The organism is Lutibacter sp. A64, from assembly GCF_022429565.1.
GTDB lineage: Bacteria > Bacteroidota > Bacteroidia > Flavobacteriales > Flavobacteriaceae > Lutibacter.
Genome location: NZ_CP092487.1, coordinates 2439108 through 2461598, shown reverse-complemented (window position 1 = coordinate 2461598; position 22491 = coordinate 2439108). Strand labels below are relative to the sequence as shown.

Annotated in this window: 17 protein-coding genes and 1 tRNA gene; 14 read left to right on the top strand and 4 right to left on the bottom strand. The window is 28.8% G+C overall.

Translation table 11 applies throughout. From position 1 onward, the window contains the following. Nucleotides 1-6: 6 nt before the first annotated feature. From gcvH to MKD41_RS09935, 9 genes are all read left to right on the top strand, one after another. Nucleotides 7-387: a glycine cleavage system protein GcvH gene (gene gcvH / locus MKD41_RS09975; RefSeq protein WP_240242147.1), complete on the top strand. Its 381-nt coding sequence runs from the start codon at nucleotides 7-9 to the stop codon at nucleotides 385-387. Beyond that, nucleotides 380-745 carry a VanZ family protein gene (locus tag MKD41_RS09970; RefSeq protein WP_240242146.1) on the top strand — a complete coding sequence of 122 codons (366 nt, stop codon included), beginning with the start codon at nucleotides 380-382 and terminating at the stop codon, nucleotides 743-745. Before gcvH ends, MKD41_RS09970 begins: the two co-directional genes overlap by 8 nt. A 63-nt stretch (nucleotides 746-808) precedes the next feature. After that, the gene (locus tag MKD41_RS09965; RefSeq protein WP_240242145.1) at nucleotides 809-1528 is read left to right on the top strand and encodes an energy transducer TonB; all 720 of its coding nucleotides are present in this window, start codon (nucleotides 809-811) and stop codon (nucleotides 1526-1528) included. Between the two features lie 209 nt (nucleotides 1529-1737). Beyond that, entirely contained in the window at nucleotides 1738-3729 is a 1992-nt protein-coding gene (locus MKD41_RS09960; protein ID WP_240242144.1) for a PKD domain-containing protein, read from the top strand. A gap of 167 nt (nucleotides 3730-3896) precedes the next feature. Then, the gene (locus MKD41_RS09955; RefSeq protein WP_240242143.1) at nucleotides 3897-6590 is read left to right on the top strand and encodes a CHAT domain-containing protein; all 2694 of its coding nucleotides are present in this window, start codon (nucleotides 3897-3899) and stop codon (nucleotides 6588-6590) included. Nucleotides 6591-6593: 3 nt separating this feature from the next. After that, nucleotides 6594-7046, top strand: coding sequence for a retropepsin-like aspartic protease (locus MKD41_RS09950; protein ID WP_240242142.1), 453 nt, complete (start codon nucleotides 6594-6596; stop codon nucleotides 7044-7046). 255 nt (nucleotides 7047-7301) lie between these two features. Beyond that, the gene (locus tag MKD41_RS09945) at nucleotides 7302-7865 is read left to right on the top strand and encodes an RNA polymerase sigma factor (RefSeq protein WP_240242141.1); all 564 of its coding nucleotides are present in this window, start codon (nucleotides 7302-7304) and stop codon (nucleotides 7863-7865) included. Next, nucleotides 7852-8607 (top strand): hypothetical protein, encoded by a 756-nt coding sequence (locus tag MKD41_RS09940; RefSeq protein ID WP_240242140.1) that lies wholly within the window; start codon nucleotides 7852-7854, stop codon nucleotides 8605-8607. The genes MKD41_RS09945 and MKD41_RS09940 overlap by 14 nt, the downstream gene beginning before the upstream one ends. Before the next feature lie 31 nt (nucleotides 8608-8638). Then, nucleotides 8639-9703: a hypothetical protein gene (locus tag MKD41_RS09935; protein ID WP_240242139.1), complete on the top strand. Its 1065-nt coding sequence runs from the start codon at nucleotides 8639-8641 to the stop codon at nucleotides 9701-9703. 190 nt (nucleotides 9704-9893) lie between these two features. Here MKD41_RS09935 and MKD41_RS09930 read toward each other — a convergent pair whose 3' ends face one another. The 3 genes from MKD41_RS09930 to MKD41_RS09920 all read right to left on the bottom strand — a co-directional run bounded on the left by MKD41_RS09930 (nucleotide 9894) and on the right by MKD41_RS09920 (nucleotide 16782). Beyond that, nucleotides 9894-12260: a TonB-dependent receptor gene (locus MKD41_RS09930; RefSeq protein WP_240242138.1), complete on the bottom strand. Its 2367-nt coding sequence runs from the start codon at nucleotides 12258-12260 to the stop codon at nucleotides 9894-9896. A gap of 549 nt (nucleotides 12261-12809) precedes the next feature. Continuing rightward, nucleotides 12810-14018, bottom strand: coding sequence for a 2-oxoglutarate dehydrogenase complex dihydrolipoyllysine-residue succinyltransferase (gene odhB / locus MKD41_RS09925; protein ID WP_240242137.1), 1209 nt, complete (start codon nucleotides 14016-14018; stop codon nucleotides 12810-12812). A gap of 34 nt (nucleotides 14019-14052) precedes the next feature. After that, on the bottom strand, nucleotides 14053-16782 hold the full coding sequence (locus MKD41_RS09920) for a 2-oxoglutarate dehydrogenase E1 component (RefSeq protein ID WP_240242136.1): 2730 nt from the start codon (nucleotides 16780-16782) through the stop codon (nucleotides 14053-14055). A gap of 331 nt (nucleotides 16783-17113) precedes the next feature. Here MKD41_RS09920 and MKD41_RS09915 point away from each other — a divergent pair. Continuing rightward, a tRNA-Asn gene (locus MKD41_RS09915) sits at nucleotides 17114-17187 on the top strand. Nucleotides 17188-17245: 58 nt separating this feature from the next. After that, entirely contained in the window at nucleotides 17246-17650 is a 405-nt protein-coding gene (locus MKD41_RS09910) for a hypothetical protein (RefSeq protein ID WP_240242135.1), read from the top strand. A gap of 20 nt (nucleotides 17651-17670) precedes the next feature. On the opposite strand, the gene MKD41_RS09905 is transcribed toward MKD41_RS09910, so the two are convergent. Continuing rightward, on the bottom strand, nucleotides 17671-18147 hold the full coding sequence (locus tag MKD41_RS09905; protein ID WP_240242134.1) for an META domain-containing protein: 477 nt from the start codon (nucleotides 18145-18147) through the stop codon (nucleotides 17671-17673). A 539-nt stretch (nucleotides 18148-18686) separates the two neighbouring features. On the opposite strand from MKD41_RS09905, the gene MKD41_RS09900 reads away from it, so the two are divergent. Genes MKD41_RS09900 through MKD41_RS09890 form a run of 3 tightly spaced genes read left to right on the top strand, consistent with a single transcriptional unit; the run spans nucleotide 18687 to nucleotide 22489 of the window. Then, a complete protein-coding gene (locus MKD41_RS09900; protein ID WP_240226261.1) occupies nucleotides 18687-19337 on the top strand; it encodes a DUF47 domain-containing protein in 651 nt (216 codons plus the stop codon). 14 nt (nucleotides 19338-19351) lie between these two features. Beyond that, the gene (locus tag MKD41_RS09895; RefSeq protein WP_240242133.1) at nucleotides 19352-21100 is read left to right on the top strand and encodes an inorganic phosphate transporter; all 1749 of its coding nucleotides are present in this window, start codon (nucleotides 19352-19354) and stop codon (nucleotides 21098-21100) included. Nucleotides 21101-21133: 33 nt separating this feature from the next. Continuing rightward, a complete protein-coding gene (locus tag MKD41_RS09890) occupies nucleotides 21134-22489 on the top strand; it encodes an OprO/OprP family phosphate-selective porin (protein WP_240242132.1) in 1356 nt (451 codons plus the stop codon). The last annotated feature ends 2 nt before the right edge of the window (nucleotides 22490-22491 follow it).

The window sequence follows — 22491 nt, the reverse complement described above, 5'->3', positions numbered from 1 at the left end:
ATTAAAATGAGTATTCCTGCAGAATTAAAATACACAAAAGACCATGAGTGGGTTAGGGTAGAAGGTGATACAGCAATTATTGGAATCACACACTTCGCACAAAGCGAATTGGGAGATATTGTTTATGTAGATGTAGATACATTAGACGAAACAATTGAAAAAGATGAAGTTTTTGGATCTGTTGAAGCTGTAAAAACAGTTTCGGACCTTATGATGCCTTTAACTGGTGAAGTAACTGAATTTAATGAAGCTTTAGAAGACGAGCCAGAAAAAGTTAATACAGATCCTTATGGAGATGGATGGATGATTAAAAGTACAATTGCCGATCCTTCTCAAATTGATGAATTATTATCTGCAGAAGATTATAAAGCATTGATTGGTGCATAAAATAGTTTTATTTTTTGCAATTTCTTTAACAATAATTATTGGTTGGGGTAGTCTTATAACAATTGGAGACACTGTACCTTCTAATATTAAAGTTTCAGATAAATTAATACACAGTAGTGCTTATTTTTTATTAACACTCTGTTGGTTAATTGCTTTAAATAAAAATTATAAATATTTGAATATCAATACTTACATAATTTTCTTGATATTTTTCTATGGCATAATTATTGAAGTGTTACAAAAAACTGTTACAGCTAATAGACAATTCGAAATTAAAGATATACTAGCTAATTTGTTAGGAATTGCAATTGGATTTACAGTTTTTAAAGTATTTCAACAAAAAAAACTTTTGAAATAGAAAAATATTATTGTAAAAGTTGTTATAAAATTATTAAATTAGCGAACTATAAATATTTTACAGATGCAGATTAAAAAAAATCCAAAAGCAAATCTAGAGAACTACAGCAAGTTATTTATGCAATTAGGGCTAGTTTTAGCATTGTTGGTGGTTTATTTAGCCATTGAGAAGAAAACCTATGATAGAGTTATCGAAAATTTAGGACCAGTGGTCTTAAATATGGAAGATGAAGAACAAACAATAGAAATTGAACAGGTTAAGCCGCCAGAGCCAAAAACTCCACCACCACCAACACCAGACAAAATTGAAGTTGTTGAAGATGAAGAAGAAATTGAGGAAACTGTAATTGAATCTACTGAAACAGACGAAACAGAAGCTGTTGAAGTTGAGGAAATTATAGAGGTAGAAGAAGAGGAAGAGGTGATGGAAGATGTACCTTTTGCAATTATTGAAGATGTACCTGTATATCCTGGATGTAAAGGAAATAAAACTGAATTAAGAAATTGTTTACAAGATAAAATTACTAAACACGTTAATAGAAAATTTAATGCAGATTTAGCATCAGATTTAGGATTAGCTCCAGGTGTTAAGCGTATTTTTGTGATGTTTAAAATTGATAAAAATGGTGAAATTACAGATGTAATGGCACGTGCACCACATAAAAGATTACAAGAAGAAGCAATTAGAGTTGTAAACTTATTACCAAAAATGACTCCTGGTAAACAAAGAGGAAGACCAGTTGGTGTAAAATATAGTTTACCTATCGCTTTTAAAGTTGAATAGATAAATGATTTTTATAGAATACTATAAAGCCACCTTTTTTAAGGTGGCTTTTTTTATTCATTTAATTTAGTTTTAAGCTTCATTTAGAATGTTTTTCTATATTTGTTAAAATGGAATACTAACAAACCGAGCATGTTATATAATTTATCAGCTATAAAAATGATAAAATGTGAACAGTATGCGACCGTTAAAAAAAATAATAAAGACGTATGAAAACTTATTTAAAAATTGTTTTTTTTGTATTGAGTTGTAATTATGCAAATTCACAATCTATTGTTAAAGATACTATCACTAGAACAGCTGCAATAGTACATACTGTAGAAGAAAATAAGGTGTCTTTTAGCCCCGAAACTCCAGAGTTAAATCAAATTGCAGGGGCGCCCAAAGCTTTTTATACCTATTACTGGGAATTTGGAGACGGAAATTATAGTTTTAATAAAGACCCTGAACATGTTTATAAAGAAACCGGGAATTATACAGCTCAACTTTCGGTTACTAATAATTATGATGATGGAAAACCACCTACAACAAGACCAAAAGAAGTTAGTGTAACTAGTATTAATAAAAAGAATGTCTCTAACATAAAATACAACCTTATTGCTGCTCATAATGGCTTTAGATTACAAACTAACAGAGAACCAATGCCAGAACAAGAAATGCAGTTTATTGTAAGTTATGGAAATACTAAAGAATATGCTACAAACGGAAAAGTATATTTGTTTTTTAATGAAACGAAATATAAAGATAAAAATTTTGAATTAGTAGATGTGCGTTTGCATAATAATGAGCAAGAAGTTTTAGATGAAATGATTGTAGATAGTAAACGTTATATTTCAAAAGAAGAATTGATTCAAACTACAGGAATTAGCACTTTTTTAGATGAAAAACTATTGGTGACAGATTCTATACAACAAAATTTACCGCTTAGCTTAGAAGAAGCTAAAATAACTTATCAAGATGTGAAAGTGTATAACTTTAATGAAATGCAACCTAATGAAGAACGCAATATGTTTTTTACATTTAAAACCACTCCAGAAATGTTAAAAGATACCAGTGCAATAATATCCATTAGAAGTATTTATGTGCCAGAAAGAGGAAATGATGAACATAAGGTTTTAACTAAAGAAATGGAACTTGTAACATCTCACGATCCAAATAAAATGGCAGTTTATGATACGCGATTAAATTACAGATTGGTGCGTTATAAAAAATTAAAATATAAAGTACGATTTCAAAATGATGGAGAAGGGCCTGCAAAACTTATAAAATTAAATGTTGATATTCCAGAAATGTTAGATAAATCAACTTTAGAGGTTATAGATATGTATCCAAAATGCCCTATTTGTCCAGAAGAGCAAGTTCAATACAGTTGTTTAGATACTATAATAAGTAAAGATCAAATATCGTTTCAGTTTAAAAATATTTACTTACCAGGAACAGCGCAAAAAGGAGTACACGACAAAGATTCTACCAAAGGATTTGTAAAATACGCATTAAAATTTGGAAAAGATTTTCACAAAGTAAAATCTAAAAGTCAAACAGCAATTATATTCGATAAAAATGAACCTATAATTACAAATGTTTCAACATCTAGATTTAAACCAGGAATTTCAATTGGTGTAAAAGCCGGATATAATAGTTTTCCAGATTTAACAGATTCTAAAAGTTATTTTGTGGGTGCTACAATTTCACCTTATAAATCGTATAAAAAATATTTACAAGCCGAAATTATGATGGGCACACATAAATTTACGGATTTTAATAGTATGTCAGATATTGTAGGCTTAGACGAAATACCTGGAGCAACTGTAGATATTGCTTTAAAAGAAGAAAATAATAGCATAACAACCGAAAAAATTAACTTAGATATTGTGCCTGTTTCATTTAGATATAATTTAAATGGAGTTATTGGGCTTGGAGTTGGACCTCAAATTTCTTTAGATGTTTCTAATGAAGTAGAAACGACTACAGCTACTGAGTATTATACGTATTATAATGATGAAAAAGGGAAGTTTCTTGAAGAAGCCTCATCAACAATAACAACTTCAGAAAATAATGCGTTTTCCGACATTAAATATGGTATTTTTGGAGATATTACTATTGGAGCTTCTCGAATTGGACCAAGTTTAGGAGCGCGATATATTTATAATTTTAATGAACCAAATTCGCAATTGCATTTTTATGCAATCTGGAAAATTTAAAAACAGATTCTATATATATTAGTTAAAATGGTTCTTTCTACTAAATTTGGTTGTTGAACGGTGTAGAAATGTATTTTACGAATGCTCTCTATTTAGATATTTATATCAAAAAAATAACAATATTTTATAAAGCCATTAAAAGAATAATTCAAAACTTTAAATAACTGATGCTAAAAAAAGGCTTAATTTTTTTATTAATTATTTGTGGTTTTTTAGTTTCAGCACAACAGCAAAACACAAGTTTTAAAACTACTGTTCAGGCATTAAAAGAAGCAGATAATTACGCCGAGTATATTTATGTACATTTAGATAAATTTGCTGAAAATCCTACAGTAAAAAATTTAAATATTTTTGAAAGTTTAGATGCTAATTTGTGGAGAAATCCATTAAGTAATAATGAACTTGTGGCACAACTTTATTTTTATATTAATTATGCTTATCAATTAAAAGAATTAGGATTTATAAACAAGTCTATTAAGTATTATGAAAAAGGTTATGCGCATTTTAAAAAGAATGCGATACACTACAATATAATTGAATACTGCTTAAAACCTTTGGCTAATAATTATACCAGACTTGGAGATTTTGACAATGCAGAAGACATTCTTAAAATTACAATAGAGCAAGCTATTGCAGAGAAAAATAACAATCAAATTGCTTCGGGATATTTAAATTTAGCAATTATTTATAGAACTAAAGGAGTTTATTTAACAGCCATAAATTATTTAAATTTAGGGTTAAAAAATGCCAATTCAAAGTATTTAAAAGCTAAAATTAATTCTGATTTAGCTATTAATTACTTAATGTTAGAAGCTTTAAATAAAGCTGAAAAGTACACGAAGGTTTCTAATGAATTAAATGTACAACAAGATGCATCTATTTTAGCTAGAAATTTTAATACATTAGGAAGTTGCTTTATACTAAAAAATGAATTTAATAATGCTTTAGTTGAGCTGAATAAAGCATTAAAATTTTCAAAGTTGGCTTTTGGAAATAATGATAGGGAAGTTGCAAAAATTTACAATCAAATTGCTGAAGTTTACAGACTTCAAAATGAGCATAAAACAGCATTAGAAACATATCAAAAAGCGTTGAGTACATTGTTGCCAAATTATGCTCCCAAAAATGAAATTGAAAATCCGGAAAGTACTTATTTTTATCCTGAAAACACATTAAAACAAGCCTTAGATGGTAGAGCACATATTTTTACTATAATTGGTGATTTTGAAGCTGCTTTAAATAATTATGAGTTATCATTTTTAGTTGAAAAAGAACTTAATAATACATATTTAAGTCAGAATGCAAAATTAGTACAACAGAAAGAAAATAGAGTGCGAAGTGAAAAATGTATCGACTTATGTTACATTTTATTTGAGCAAACAAACTTAATAAGTTGGGCTGAAAAAGCATTTGAATTTGCTGAATTAACAAAAGCATCAATCTTACTAGAAAATAAAACACTTTTGGCAGCCAAATCAACCATAAAAAATGATAGTTTATTTATTAAAGAAACCGCATTAGCATTTAAAAAAGCACAATTAAATAAAAGCATTACGCTAGAACAATTAAAAAAAGATAAAGCGGCAGTAAATTTATTAGCTGAATTAACTAAAGAACGTGTAAATGTTGCTCAACAAATTCAATTATTAAATCAGGAAATTGAATTAAAATATCCAAATTTAAAATCAGATTTAATTAAAACTGTTTCTGTAAAAACCATACAAGAAGAACTATTGGTTAATGATGAATTGTTAATCGAATTTTTTGAAGGAACAAATTACATTTATAGTTTTTCAATTTCAAAAAACAATTCAATTTCAATAAAGAGAATAGAAAAAACAACAGAATTTAAAGATGAAATTTCTCGGTTTTTAGCTTTGTTTTCAGACGTTAGAGGAGCTGCAATTCAAAATAATATTCAAGAATATACTACATTAGCATTTAGTTTATTCAATAAATTGTTTGATGCGGAATTGTATACAAATACTATTATAATACCCGATGGGTTGTTTTCTTTTATACCTTTTGATGCCTTGTTAACAGAAGAAACATCAATTACTAATTTTGAAAAATTGCCCTATTTAATTCATAAAACAACTATAAGTTATAGCTATTCAGCATCTATATTATGGAGCGATTCTAAAGTAATTGATACAAGAAAGAATAAATTGATAGGTTTTTTTCCAGTATTTAAAAATAATCATAGAAATTTAGCAGAATTAGGCTATACAGCACAAGAGGCTACAAGTATTAAAAATGAAATAGATGGAAATTTTTTAATTGGAGAGGCTGCTTCAAAAAAAAGTTTTAACCTTTTAAAGGATGATTTTTCTATTTTACACCTTTCTACACACGCAACAGCAGGAGATTTATATACGCCACCAGCTATTGAATTTTTTAATGAAACATTGTATTTACCAGAAATTTATGGTTATAACTTAAATTACAATTTGGTTGTTTTAAGTGCCTGTGAAACAGGAATTGGAACTTTAAGTAAAGGAGAAGGTGTTTTAAGTTTGGCAAGAGGTTTTTCGTATGCTGGTGTTAAAAATTTAATTGTTTCTTTGTGGAAAGTAAACGATAAATCTACCGAAAATTTAATGGCTTCTTTTTATAAAAATTACAAAAAAACCGGTAGTAAATCCAAAGCATTGTACCATTCTAAATTAAATTATTTAAAAGATACATCTATTTCTGCTATAAAGAAATCGCCTTATTATTGGGCTAGTTTTAGTTATTTTGGTGAAATTACAACCCTCAAAAATCAGAATAATAGCTATTGGTGGCTTTTTATTATAATAATTGGACTTTTAGTTGGCTTTATCTTTTTTAAAAATAGTAGATTTGGGCTAAATAAGTAGTACATGAAACTAAAAAGTATTCTTTTAAGAAAGGGGTTTGTTATAATTAAACTCAAAAAATTAAACACAAATCACTTTGAAATAAAAGCAACATTAAATGGTGTAAAGGGACGTTTTATTCTAGATACTGGAGCTTCAAATTCGTGTTTAGATATTACTTTGGCTGAACAGTTTAAATTAAATGTAGAAGATTCTGAAACTTTAGCCGCTGGCGCAGGAGCAATAGGTATGGAAACTAAAATTTCATCTAATAATACAATTAAATTTAAAGAATGGGAATATTCTAATTTTAATCTAGTTTTATTGGACTTAACCCATGTAAATACTGCATTAACAGAGCACAATGCGAAAGCTGTAGAAGGAATTATTGGTGCAGATATTTTAGAAAAAGGAAAAGCAATTATAGATTATAAAAATAAATGTGTGTACTTAAAAAAGCTTGTTTTTAAGTTTTAAATTCATATTAAAATTACGTTGTACTTAATTTTAGTTAAGATATTATTTTTAAATTTTCTTTTAGCTGATATTTTTCATCTATTTTATTGATATATAGATGTTTGTTGTGATGTGTTTAGTTGTTTATTTCATTTTTTTTAAAAAAATAGATACTTCAGGCAACTGTTAGCAGATAAATTGCGTCTTTATAAATAGAACCCCAATTGAAACTTTAATATGTTATAAAATTAAACAAGTTAAAAGCCATTGTAAATTGTGAAAATTATTCAATTATTTAAAAACGAAGAAAAGCTTATAAAAAAAGCACTTCAAAATAACAGAGAAGCACAACAAAGGCTATATAACTTGCATGCGCCAAAAATGTTAAGTGTTTGTAGGTATTATATTAAAGATATTCAGTTTGCTGAAGAGGCCATGTTAAATGGATTTTTAAAAGTATTTACCAATTTAAATAGCTTTGAGCATAATGGTAGTTTTGAAGGTTGGATACGACGGATTATGATACGAGAGTCCATTTCATTTTTGAGGAAAAAAAAGCAAATTGAATTTGTAACCGATGATGTTGAATTTAACCAAACAACTATTAATTCTGTGTATTCTGATATGGATGTTGATGAAATTCAAAATTTAATTGATGCACTTCCAGATGGTTATAGAATTGTATTTGTAATGTATGCTATTGAAGGATATAAACATCATGAAATTGCAACTTTGTTAAATATTTCTGAAGGAACTTCAAAATCTCAATTGTTTAAAGCACGGAAAATTCTTCAGAAACAAATTATTAAACTAAATAAAACAAGCGATGGAACCTTATAAATTTGAAGAAGACATAAAAAATAAGCTTGAAAAACGAACTATAAAACCAACGGCAAGCTCTTGGAATAAGTTAGATGCCTCTTTAAACTCTAAAGAACGAAAAAAAGGCGTAAAAGCTTGGTACTTTTTAGCAGTTGCAGTTTGTGTTGTAGGGGTATTATTAATGGTTTCAATCTTTTTTAAAGATGATGTTAACAATACTACGCCTACCATTGTAACTATCCCTGTTTCTGAGACTGAAGAAGATTCGGGCACTGTTGTGGTTGATAATAATGTAAAAATATTAGATACTTTACAAAATAATAATAGTCTAGAAAATTCGGAAAGTTTAATAGTTGATACTTTAAAAGATAAAAAAATAAAATCTGGTATGCAGCAAAATGAAGTTCTTGTTGATTCCAAGAAAATAAAACTTCAAAATATAGAAGAAATTGCTGTAGTAGTTACTGTTGAAGAAGAAAAGATTGAAGCACTAATAAGTGAAATTGAAGACTTAAAAAGTAAAAATCATACCTTCAATACAACAGTGACAGATAGCGATATTGATCAGCTTTTAAAAGAAGCTCAATTAGCAATAGAATTTGAAAAATTATATAAAGAAAATACCAAAATAGTAGATGCTTATAAATTACTTCAAGACGTTGAAGATGATATAGATAGGTCTACTAGAGTTAAGTTTTTAGAAACTTTAAGATTGAATTATGAGAATCTAAAAACAATGATTGCGCAACGAAATGATTAGTAAGTTGAATGTCTAAATTAAAAAACACACCATGCAAAATATAACAAAATACATAGTACTTATTTTAATAGCTTTTAGTACACAGTTTATACAAGCTCAAGAAAATAGTAGCAGTTTTAGAATTAATACATTAAAAGAATTAAAAGAAAAAATTTCCACTGAAGAACGTGACTATTTGAAAAGTGAAGTTGAAAATATTATGCTTCGCTTTAAAAATGGTGAAATTACTGAAGAAAAAGCTGATTTATTAAAAAAAGAAGCAGCAAAAAAACGAGCTTTAAACATTGAAAACAGAACAGCAATTATAAATAATAAAATAGCGCTTTTAGAACGTAATGAAGATGGCTATTATGATAATGATGGAGAAACGTCCATTGCTGGTTTTAGTATTGGTGGAAATAGCGGAACAGTTATAGGTGTAAAAACAAAAGGAAACAACAAACCTAGAAGATATGATAGAAGAACATATAGTGAATTAGTTATTGCTGTTGGTTTTAATAATGCAATTATAGAAGGTGAAAAAATAGATGATTCTCCATACAAGTTTGGGGGTTCACGTTTTTTTGAACTTGGTTGGGCGTGGAAAACAAGGGTGTTTAAAAATACAAATTTTATGCGTTTAAAATATGGTTTTTCTTTACAGTTTAATGGTTTAAAACCTACGGATAATAAGTATTTTGTTGATTATGGAGATGAAACTTCTCTTGAAGTTTTTCCTTATGATTTAAAAAAATCTAAATTAACTATTACCAACTTAGTAGTGCCTATTCATTTTGAATTTGGACCGTCTAACAAAAATGTAAAAGATAATTACTTTAGATATGATACTTACAATCAATTTAAATTTGGAATTGGTGGTTATGCCGGATTTAATATTGGAACTCGTCAAAAATTAAAATATTCTGTAGATGGAGATAAAGTTAAAGATAAACTAAAACAAGGTTATAACGCTAGCAATTTGGTGTATGGCTTAAGTTCTTATGTGGCTTTTAGAAATGTAGCCGTGTATGCAAAATACGATTTATCACCAATTTTTAAAGATCAAGTTATTAAGCAAAATAATGTTTCTTTAGGTGTTAGATTTGATATGGATTAATATTGAATTAGAAGAGACTGTTTAAAAAGTATTAAAACTCGTCATTCTGAACTTGTTTCAGAATCTCATCATAATTGTTACGAATCAATATGAGAACCTGAAACAAGTTTAGGTTGACGGAAATTCTACTTTCTAAACAGCCTCTTCAATTATAAAGTTAGATTGGCTATTATCTAAATGTATAAAAAGGTTAGTTTAAAATATTTCCAAATTTTAAACCAAAATATATTGTTCTAGGTGTCATTGGGCCATAAATATAAGCAGGATCTCTGTCAATTCCTGTATCAAAATCTTCTTGAAAAGAATTGAATATATTTTTAATTCCACCTGAAATTTCTAAATTATTATGAGCTAATTTTATAGTTTTTGTAATTTTTAAACCTGCATCAAAAAAAGTATCAGATTCTCTAAGTTCTCCATCTTCAGGATTGGCAAGATCAGCACCAAAATAAGGGACTAACATTTTTCCAGTAAAAGTACCAGTTCCAATAACACACCAAGTATCAGTTAATTCCCAATCAGCAGTAAAAAAACCATAACTGTCTGGAGTTCTAAAGAAACTTTTTTCATTAAATTCTTGAGCTTCCTCGTATTCACTAGTTTGAAAAGTATAACCAGCCTTTAATTTTAAATCTGCATTGGGCACATAGTTTAATTCAAAATTTACACCACTTACAGTTGCGCCTTCATCAGCATTTACTCTTAAATATGTTACTACTCCATCAGCACTTGGGTCAGAGAATTCATTTACAAATGGATTGTTTAATTTTGTGTAAAACCCTTCTATTAAAATTCCAAGGTTACTGTTGTTTTCAAATATTTTACTGTAATCAAAAGATAGCATAAAACTATCGCTTGTTTCTTGTTCTAAATCAGAAGCGTTTTCGTGAATTACTTTTCTTGAACCTGAAGTTTCAATATGTAAATCTTCATCAAAAATTTGAGGAGCTCTATAACCTGCAGAATAGCTTAAACGTGCTTGAAAGTTTGGTTGAATATCATATAATAGATTTACTCTTGGACTAAATACATTACCTGTTTTATCATCAGCTTGTTTTTCTTTGTCTTCCACCTTATAAGTGTCGAATCTTGCTCCTAAAGATAGTTTGAATTTGTTCAATCTAATATCATATTGAGAGAAAAGACCTAAGGTGTTCATTTTTTGGTCTGAAACAATCGTATTATTATAATGGGTTTCAACTAAATCTCCTAAATTAGAAATGCTATACTCAACATATCCTAATTTTTTATCTTTTAGGGCTGAGTATGTATTTTCAATTCCTGAAACTAATTCAGAGTTTTTAAATTTAGCATTGTATTGAACTCCTGTATTAAAAGTAAAGTCTTTTGTGTTTCCGTAATCTGAAAGAGATTGTTCAGCTCCGTAATAAGAATCACGATTAATTTTTTGACTTGAAGCAAAAATAGAAAGCAAATCATTTTCTCTATAATATTGTTCAAAAGTTACTGCTGCTGTGGTTAAATGATGTTCAACAGCTTCTGAAATATCTGCTTCGTGATTTGGTAAATCAAATTTATTTCCTCCTCTTCTTTTTTCGTTAATATGAAAGAAATCTAAAGAAACTTTAGCTCTTGTACCCAATTTTTGAAACATTCTAGAGCCTAAAGTAGTGTTATTTAATGATGCAATTTCAGAAAATGAATCATTATTATCGTCATAAGGTTTTCTATTTCTGTGGAAACCATAAATTGAAACTCCATTTTTATCATCTTCACCAACAACTGTAGCATTAAAGTTTAATGTATAATCTGTTGCGGTGTTATCTCCGTTTCCACCAACACCTATAAAAGAGTCTGTTATTCCTATTTCGTATGCATCTTGTGTAGGATCTTTTAATAATAAATTTATGGTTCCTGCAATGGCATTACTTCCGTACAAAGCAGAACCACCACCACGAATAATTTCTACTTTTTCAATCATATTTGAAGGGATTAATTCTAATCCATAAACTCCTGCTAATCCACTAAAAATTGGGCGACTGTTTATTAATATTTGTGAATAAGGTCCTTCTAAACCATTCATTCTAACTTGACTAAATCCACAGTTCTGACAATCATTTTCCATTCTTAAACCAGAACAAAAATTAAGTCCTTCACTTAATGTTGCAGACTGTGTAGATTGAAAAATTTCAGCATTAATAACATTTACAATAGTAGAAGCTTTTTTACGCATAATTCTACTTCTATTTCCTGTTACAACAACTTCTTCTAAACCTAAAACGTCTGGTTCTAATTCAATGTTAATATGTTTGTTTTCGTTATTTTCTAGCTCTATATTTTGTTCAAATGGTTTAAAACCAATAGACTGTATTTGTATTGTGTAAAAGCCAGGTTTTAAATTTATGATGTTGAACTCTGCATTTTCGTTTGTAGTGGTTCCAATAGTTGTACCTTTTAAAAAGATAGATACATACGGGATTTCGGCTCCATTACTTGTCGTTTTTCCTGTTATACTTGCACTTTTATTGCTGTCTTGTGCAAATATAGTTTGCCCAATAAACACTATGTTTATTAGAATAATAATAATTTTCTTCATTATATATTTTAAATAGTTGATTTGATTTTTTTTCCCTAAATACTATTTAAAAAAGGGGGGGATTTGTTTTGTTTATAATGAAAATAAAGCTGTCTAATGAATTTTTTTGGATAATAAAATTTATTAGTAATTACTAATTTTAATATAACTACAGTAAATGCAATAATAGTTAAGTTAAATATGTCTATTGCACTTAATAGTAAATACTCTAGGCTTGAGTGTTTATGAGATTTTAAAGGGTCATGGTCTTGTTGTTGATTAAAAGGATGAGCGTGCGTTACTATTTCTCCATTAGCTAGTTTATGCGAATGTAAATAAACACTTTTGTTAGCAATATTCAATAATAGAATGCTTATACTTAGTAAGCTTAAGAACTTTAAAATAAATTTATTTCTAAAGAATTTCATTCTATATCTTAGTTTGAGACACAAAACTAGAACCATTCTAAATAAGAAACAAGCTTATTTAGAACAATTTTAAATAAGAATGACATTTGTCATAAAAAAAAGCCGAACGACTGTTCGACTTTCAATTTAAAGGTATTATTTTTTATAATTCCAATGCTTTTTTAGGATTGTTATCCATTAAAAGTTCTATTGGGTTTTCTAAAGCTTCTTTAACAGCAACTAAAAATCCAACAGATTCTTTTCCATCAATAATTCTATGATCGTAAGAAAGGGCAACATACATAATTGGTCTAATAACTACTTCGCCATTTATAGCAACAGGGCGTTCTACTATATTATGCATTCCTAAAATACCACTTTGAGGTGGGTTAATAATTGGTGTAGATAACATAGAGCCAAAAACACCTCCATTTGTTATGGTAAATGTTCCTCCAGTCATTTCATCTACAGTAATTTGTCCATCTCTAGCTCTAATTGCTAAACGTTTTACTTCACTTTCTACACCTCTAAAACTTAAATTTTCAGCATTTCTAATTACTGGTACCATTAAACCTTTTGGTCCAGAAACTGCAATTGAAATATCTTGAAAATCGTGTGAAATTTTATAATCTCCATCTAACATTGAGTTTACGTCTGGGTATATTTTAAGAGCTCTTACAACTGCTAATGTAAAGAAGCTCATAAATCCTAAACTTACACCGTGTTTAGCTTTAAAATCTTCTTTAAATTCTTTACGTAAATCAAAAATGGGTTTCATATCTACCTCGTTAAAAGTAGTAAGCATTGCAGTTTCATTTTTAACTGCAACTAAACGTTGTGCAACTTTTCTACGTAACATAGAAAGTTTGCTTTTTTCTGAACCACGTGCGCCTCCGGTAGGGGTTCCCATACTTGGAACAGCTTTTACGGCATCATCTTTTGTAATTCTACCATCTTTTCCAGTTCCTTTTACTGTTGATGCAGAAATTCCTTTTTCAGCCAATATTTTTTTAGCTGCTGGTGAAGCTGCACCACTTGCGTAAGTTGTTTTTTCTTCTTTTGGTTGCGCTTCAACTTTTGGGGTTTCAGCTTCAACAACTTTAGTTGTTTCTTTAGCTGTTCCTTCTGGTTTTTTAGCATCCATATCTATTAAGCAAACTACTGCTCCAACTTCTACGGCATCACCTTCTTCTGCTTTTAATGTTATAATTCCGCTTTCTTCAGCAGGTAATTCTAAAGTTGCTTTGTCAGAGTCTACTTCAGCAATTGGTTGATCTTTTTCAACATAATCACCATCTTCTACAAGCCAAGTTGCTATTTCTACTTCTGTAATTGATTCTCCCGGAGAGGGAACTTTCATTTCTAAAACCATGTTGTTCTTTTTTTAATCTTTTATGACGATTTTTTTATTCGTTAGTTTGAAATATTTTATCTATTATTCTTTGATGTCTTCTTTTAAAACGAGCAGAAGATCCTGCTGCAGGAACTGCATAAAAAGGTTGTGAAGCAACTTCTAAATGTACCAATCTAAAACGTTGTAACATATAACTCCAAGCACCCATATTTTCTGGTTCTTCTTGTGCCCAAACATAATTTTTTACGTTTGGATATTTATCTATAATTTGTTGTAATTTATCTAAATGAAGTGGGAAAAGTTGCTCAATTCTTACAAGAGCAATATCGTTTCTCTCTAAATTTGTTCTTTCTGCTAATAAATCGTAATAAAATTTACCTGTACAAAATACTAATTTAGTTACATTGTTTGGGTCTATAGTGTCATCTATAACTTCTTGAAAACTTCCTTTTGAAAATTCATCTAAAGTTGAAGTAACTAATGGATGGCGTAATAAACTTTTTGGTGTAAATACAATAAGTGGTTTTCTGTACTTACGAATCATTTGACGGCGTAATAAGTGGTAAAAGTTTGCAGGTGTTGTACAATTTGTAACTATCATATTATCTATAGCGCACAATTGTAAATAACGTTCCATACGTGCCGATGAATGTTCAGAACCTTGTCCTTCGTAACCGTGTGGTAATAAAACTACAATACCATTTTGAAGTTTCCATTTATCTTCTGCAGCAGATAGGTACTGGTCGAAAATAATTTGTGCTCCGTTACTAAAATCTCCAAATTGAGCTTCCCAAATAGTTAATGTATTTGGATTTGCCATTGCATAACCATAATCAAACCCTAAAACTCCGTATTCAGATAACAAAGAGTTGTAAATATACATTTGTCCTTTGTTGCCTTCAACTGTATTTAATAGGTTTATTCTTTCTTCAGAAATTTCATCGCGTAAAATTGCGTGTCTGTGGCTAAAAGTTCCACGTTCAACATCTTGACCAGAAATACGAACGTCAAAACCTTCTTGAAGTAAACTTCCGTAGGCTAAAGTTTCAGCCATACCCCAATCAATTTTATTGGTTTCAAAAACCATTCTATTTCTATCTCTAAGAATACGTTCTGCTTTTCTTAAAAATTTTACGCCTTCTGGAACAGTAGATACTGCATTTGAAATTGTTTCTAATTTTGATTTTGGATAATCTGTAGTTTCAGAAATTAACATAGCGTCTAATCTATGTCTCTTAAAATCTTTCCAAGTATCTTTCATAAACTCACTAACTTTAGAAGTTTCAGTTTGTTTAGAAAGTTGGTATTCTTCTTCTAATAGATTTTTAAATTCTGCTATTGTATTGTTTAAATAACTAGAGTCAATAGTACCTTCTGAAATTAATTTTTCGGCATAAATATCTCTAGGGTTTTTATGTTTGGCAATTGCTTTGTATAGTTTTGGTTGTGTAAATCTAGGTTCGTCGCCTTCATTATGACCGTATTTTCTATAACCTAATAAATCAATAAAAATGTCGCGTTTAAATTTCATTCTAAAATCTAAGGCCATTTCTACTGCATGAACAACGGCTTCAACATCGTCTGCATTTACGTGTAAAACAGGCGATAGCGTTACTTTTGCTATATCTGTACAATAGGTACTAGATCTACCATCTAAATAATTGGTGGTAAAACCAATTTGATTGTTTATAACTATATGTATTGTACCACCTGTTGTATATCCAGGTAGTTTGCTCATTTGTGTTACTTCATACACTAACCCTTGTCCTGCAATTGCAGCATCTCCGTGAACAATAATTGGTAATATTTTGGAATTATTTCCATCATAAGTTTTATCAATTTTTGCGCGTGTAATACCTTCTACTATTGGTCCAACAGTTTCTAAATGCGAAGGGTTTGGAACTAAGTTCATTTTTAGTTCCTTATTGTTTTTTAAGGTTTTATTAATTGTTAAACCTAAATGGTATTTAACATCACCATCTATGGTTTCGTCTTCAAAATCTTTTCCTTCAAATTCGCTAAAAATATCGCGTATTGGTTTTCTAAAAATATTGGCAAGCGTATTTAAACGTCCTCTATGTGCCATACCTAAAACAAACTCGTCTACATCATAAATTTCTGCAGCATTTCTAATAACAGATCCTAATGCTGGTATTAAAGTTTCGCCACCTTCTAAAGAAAAACGTTTTTGACCAACATATTTTGTTTGTAAGAAGTTTTCAAAAGTTACAGCTTGATTTAATTTTTGTAGAATGTATTTTTTAGATTCAACCGAATAATTTGGGTGGTTAGAATTTCTGTTTAATTGTTTTTGAAGCCATTTTATTTCTTTTGGATTTCGAATATACATATATTCTACACCAATAGAATCACAATAAATGTTTTGAAGGTGTTTTATGATATTTCTAAGGGTATTTTTACCAGACCCAATCATTCCACCGGCATCAAAAACTGTATCTAAATCGTTTTCGGAAAGACCGAAATTTTCGATTTCTAATGTAGGTGTATACTGCCTGCGTGCACGAACCGGATTTGTTTTAGTGAAAAAGTGTCCTCGAGTTCTGTAACCGTTAATTAAATCAATTACTTTAAATTCTTTAAATACGTTTTCAGGAATTTGAACTTCAGCATCTGTTAATGAGTAGTTCTCATTTGCAAAATCATATCCTTGAAAAAAACTTCTCCAACTTGTTTCTACACTGTCAGGGTTAATTAGATACTGATCGTATAGATCGGCTATAAATTCTGTATGTACAGCATTTAAAAATGAAAATTTATCCATGTTTTATGTTAGTAGTCTATTGTTTTATTTATCTTGACAAAAATACAACTTTTACTAAAACTACCATTTTAATTAGGGTATTTTATGAATTATTGTATAAATGACAAAAAAAAAGTAATTAGGTTACAAAAGTGTATTTTTAATAACTTTTTTTATTATAAATAACAAAAATGTTCTAAAAAAATACATTTTTTTGATTCTACAAAATTCTAATTTACAAGTATTTATAAATGTGAAAAAAAATAAGTAAAAAAAAAGTGAAATTTTTTTAAAAAAACATTGCAAAAATAAGAAAAGCTTGTATATTTGCACTCGCAAAAGCAAATTGCATTCCTCCTTAGCTCAGTTGGTTAGAGCATCTGACTGTTAATCAGAGGGTCCTTGGTTCGAGCCCAAGAGGGGGAGCAAAATTAAACCTGCAGATTCTGCAGGTTTTTTTGTGCTTTTTAATGAAATATACTTTATGAGATTAAAATTTTTAATTCCTTTTCTATTGTTTTATTCAGTAACATTTTGTCAAGAGATTGGGAATGTGAAAGTTGGTACTCATTTTGTAAAACTTCTAAAAATTGACAATCTGTTTTCGTTGGTTTATTCAGATGTAAAGTCTGTAACTGCTACACAAGAAAAATCATTTAACTTTCCTAATAAAGAAACTATTTATTCTATACTAATAAATGGTTTTAATAGAAATAAAGGACATCAAATAATTGTACAGACAAATAAAGATACTATTGTAAAATTTAATTTTAAAAAATTAAATGGAGAATACATGCTTTATGTATATCAAAATAATTTAAATAGTAATACTTTTGGTAGAAGTGCTTTTTTTACTAAAAATCAAATTATTCAACTTTTTGGAGGGTGATTTAAAGTGTGTTGTGTTTATTAAAAATAGACAGCTTCAAAAATGGCTAAAGGTGCACGCTTTCCAATATTTAAATTTAAGGTGTCTCCATTTATGGTGTAGTTATCTACAAGATTAAATATTTTTAAAAATTCAGATTCGTTGATGTTTAGGTCTGGACAAGCTTTTAGTGTTGAAAATATTTGTTTAAAACGAATGCGATTTCCTTCTTCTATTGTAAAAGTTCCACTAAAGTTATTGCATCCAGCAAATCCAACAACTCTATTTTCATCAGGCTTTAAAGTAAAATAGATTTCTCTTTCTTGTTTTTCATCCATTTTAATATCCTTTCCAGATAAAGTTTTTAATTTCCAATATTTTTCGGTAATCGGATTGTTATTTGTAATTTCTTGTTTTATGTCTGAGCTAGCTTTTATTTCTGTGTTTGCTTTTTTTGTTGTGTTGCAACTTATTATTACTAGTGTGATTAATGAGAATATTATGTTTTTTGTATTCATAATTTGGTTTTTAAAACTTTAATTATCTTTTATACTAAAAGTGTGCCAAGTTTATTAAGTAGAGGCTAAGTAGATTAAAGATGATGGTAGCTTAACATATTGTTAATAATGAAATGCAAAATATTTTTAAAACTGCTATTTAAACTTCAAACTTAAAAATATCTCTTAAGTTTCTTAGTATCAATTTTTTAGTTTATTTTTATTATTAAACTGTAAAATGTGGTTAAGAACTTCTTTTTTTAAAGTGTTAATTTTATGTAATCATTGTCTGTTAGGGTTTTTTTGGGAGTTATTTCTTTTAATTTTGATCTTAAATCTGTAGGATATTTTCATATATAAAAAATAATAAAACCATAAAAAAACACTACATAAGGCTATTATAATTTATTATAAACACTACACACGTGTTTTAATTTGTTTATTTTTAGTAGTATATAATTTTAAATAACCTACATTTTTTAAAGTGAACTCTAATAAGTGACATATGTCACTTTTAATACTTGAATGTATATTTAACTTTGATGTAAAGATTTTGAATTATGATTAGAATATTTAAAACTTCAAAAAATGTTATTCTAAATATTGATGAATATTTTGATACTGTTGAGTTAGGGATATTAAACTTTAAAGAAGGTATCAATAATTATTTAGAAGGGAATCTTTCTGAGTTTGAAAACAATTTAGATAAAGTTAATAAACAGGAAGAATCTGCTGATGCAATAATTAGAAAGATTGAAAATGATTTTTATGTACATTCTTTAATGCCTAATTATTCGAGTGATATTTTAAGTTTATTAGAAAAAACGGATGATATTATAGATAAGATAAAAGATAATTTAAGTCAGTTTGATGTAGAAGATCCATATTTTCCAGAAGATATAAAAAATGATTTCTCAAGGTTGGTTTCTTTATCTGTAAAGTCTGCTGAAAATGTAATACCAGCAGCAAGAGTTTTTTTTACGGCACCTAATTTAGTAAAAGATAAGTTACAAAAAGTAATTTTTTACGAACGTGAAACTGAAAAATTAGCAACCAAAATAAAAAGAACATTGTTTAAAGACATGCCTTTTTTAAAGTTAAGTGAAAAAATACATTTACGTTATTTTACATTACATGTAGAGCAGGTTGCCGAAGCATCAAAAGTAGTTGCTAAACTGCTTTCTTCGTTAGTTATAAAAATAAAAATGTAATAAAACAACATCCTATGTTTTTATTCTTTTTATCAAGTGGTTTATTTTTAGGTTGGTCTTTAGGAGCCAACGATGCAGCTAATATATTTGGATCTGCAGTAGGATCTAAAATGGTGAAATTTAGTGTAGCTGTTATTATTGCTTCTATTTTCGTTATTTTAGGGGCTGTATTACAGGGAGCTGGTGCATCGGATACACTTGGTAAATTAGGATCTGTAAATGCTATAGGTGGTGCTTTTACTGTTGCTCTTTGTGCAGGTGTTACAGTTTTTTGGATGACTCGTTTAAAATTACCTGTATCTACGTCACAAGCAATTATTGGTGCAATTATTGGTTGGAATTTTTATTCTGGGAATACAACAGATATTACTGTTTTAGGTAGAATTGTTAGTACTTGGGTAGCAGGGCCAATTTTGGGAGCTATTTTTGCAATTTTATTGTATTTATTGTTGAAATTCTTTCTTGAAAGAAGTCAAATTCATCTCATAAAATTAGATGCTTATTTAAAATATGCACTTTTAATAATAGGTGCTTTTGGTGCTTATAGTTTGGGAGCAAATAATGTAGCAAATGTTGTAGGTGTATTTATACCTTCTGTACCTGATCTTTATTTAGACTTTGGATTTTTTGCCTTAGATGGTGTTCAATTATTATTTTTAGTGGGTGGTATTTCTATTGCCGTAGGTATAGCAACTTATTCAAAAAAAGTTATGATGACTGTGGGTAACGAATTAATGAAATTATCTGCAGAAGCTGCTTTGGTTATAGTATTAGCACATGCTATGGTATTGTTTATTTTTTCATCCTCTTCTTTATCAAATGCGATACAAAGTATTGGCTTACCAGCAATACCATTGGTGCCGGTTTCAAGTTCGCAGGCCATTGTTGGTGCAATTATGGGGGTTGGTTTATTAAAAGGTGGTAGAGGTATTAAATTTAATATATTGGGTAGAATTTCATTAGGTTGGGTTACTACACCAATAATTGCTGGTTTTGTTTCTTTTATGTCGTTGTTTTTTATGGATAATGTATTTAAACTAGAAGTGTTTAATGAAACAAATACAGCTTTAACATCTGTAACTACCAATCTTAATAATTTACCAACTTTATCGGAAACTACTTTAAATATTAACTTATTTCAACCTTTGTTATATGGCATAATTGTAATACTAATAGTTGTAATAATTGTTTTAGTATTAAAATTAACAAACGATAAATTACATTCTAAAGACGAGGAGTCTACAGATATTGTTAGAAAGTATAAAGCCCAAGAGGCCTTTTTAAAGACAGAATTAACCAAAGTTAATTCGGAAAATGCAGAGCTTGAAAAAGAAATTGAATTTAAAAGAAAAGAGCAAATGAATATTGCTTTAAGTATTATTCAAAAGAATCGTTTTTTAGAAAAGTTACGAACTAAAATTGATGCAATAATTAATAAATCTGATACCAATCAAGAAGAGCTTTCAAACTTAAAAAAATTAATTGTTGAAAATTTAAGTATTGATAAAGATCGTCAGCGTTTTAATATTTATATCAACGAATTAAATAGAGATTTTTATTTCAGATTGTTAAATAGGTATCCAAATTTAACCGAAAACGAACAGCATTTGTGTGCTTTAGTACGCTTAAATTTAAGTTCAAAAGATATGGCTTCAATTTTAAATATTTCAACAAAAAGTGTTGAGGTTAATAGGCATAGACTACGAAAGAAAATGCATTTAAAACGCGAAAATAATTTATCGGAAATAATCAGTAAACTATAAATATAATATGAATTTAAACTAAACCATAAAATAATGAAAAGTAAAGTTAGTACATTAGTTGTAGCATTAATTCTATTTGGAATAGGGTTAAATGCCCAAGAAAAAAAGGATAATATTCGTATTAACCAATACGGACAAGAAGTAGAGGCAATTCCTCTACATACTGAGGCACAAGATGGTTTTATCAAGTGGTTTTCAGAAGATGGTAATTATAAAATGTGGATGGATAACAGAGCTCAATTAGATGCGTATATATTTTCTAATGATGCGTTAAATGAGCTAGGTAATGGTATTACAATTCGTAGAATGCGTTTTGCTTTAAAAGCTGAGTTTTGGAAAAACTGGTATGGTGAAATAGATTTGGATTTTGAAAGTTCTGGAACAGAGATTAAAGATGCTTATCTTAAATATACTGCAGATTCTAAAAAATGGGATATTAAAGCAGGGCATTTTAAAGAAGGTTATGGTATGGAAACTACTACAACTTCTAGATATCTATTATTTATGGAGCGTTCTTTAGCTTCAACATTCGACCCTTCTCGTCATTTAGGTTTTCAAACAAATATTTATGCAAATAAGTTTTTATTTGTTGCAGGTGTTCACTTTAATACAGTTGGTGATGCTGAAGAAGTTACTATAACAAAAGATGCCAATAAAGATGATGGTGTAGATGAAGGATATTCATTGACAGGTAGAGCTGTTTGGGCACCTATTAATGACAATGAAAAGTTACTACATTTAGGTGTTGCCGCTACACATAGAACTCCAAAAACATATTGGGAAGGCGGTGCTTATAGACTTAGTACACGTTCTCATTCAGTAGTAAATAGAAAAAAATTCTTAGATACTGATGATATTTCAGGAGTAGATAATGTTTTTGGTTATACGTTTGAATTAGCAGGAAAATATAAAGGGGTTATGTTTCAAGGAGAATATAAAGAACATAATGTTAATATGATTGATGGTATTGATGCTTCTTTTAAAGGTTATTATGCACAAGCAGCCTATTTATTATTAGGTGGTAAACATAATTACAATACTAAAGAAGGTGAATTTACAAGAATTACACCCGGTTCTGATAAAGGAGATATTGAATTAGCTTTACGTTACGATTTTATTGATTTAAACGATTTTGATGCTTCAATTTATGGAGGATCAGCTGAAGGATATTCAGCAGGTTTAAATTACTATGTTAATCCTAATGTAAAAGTTGCTCTAAATTATGTGTATCATAACCATGACCGTTTTGCAAATGGAAAAGGTAAATTGTATGTAGGACATGATGCTTCTGGAAATCCAACTAAAGATTGGTCTTTAGTAACAGAAGCAGAAGGTGATGCAGGAGACGATTATGGTCAGGTTTCTTTAAGACTTGAAGTTAATTTTTAATA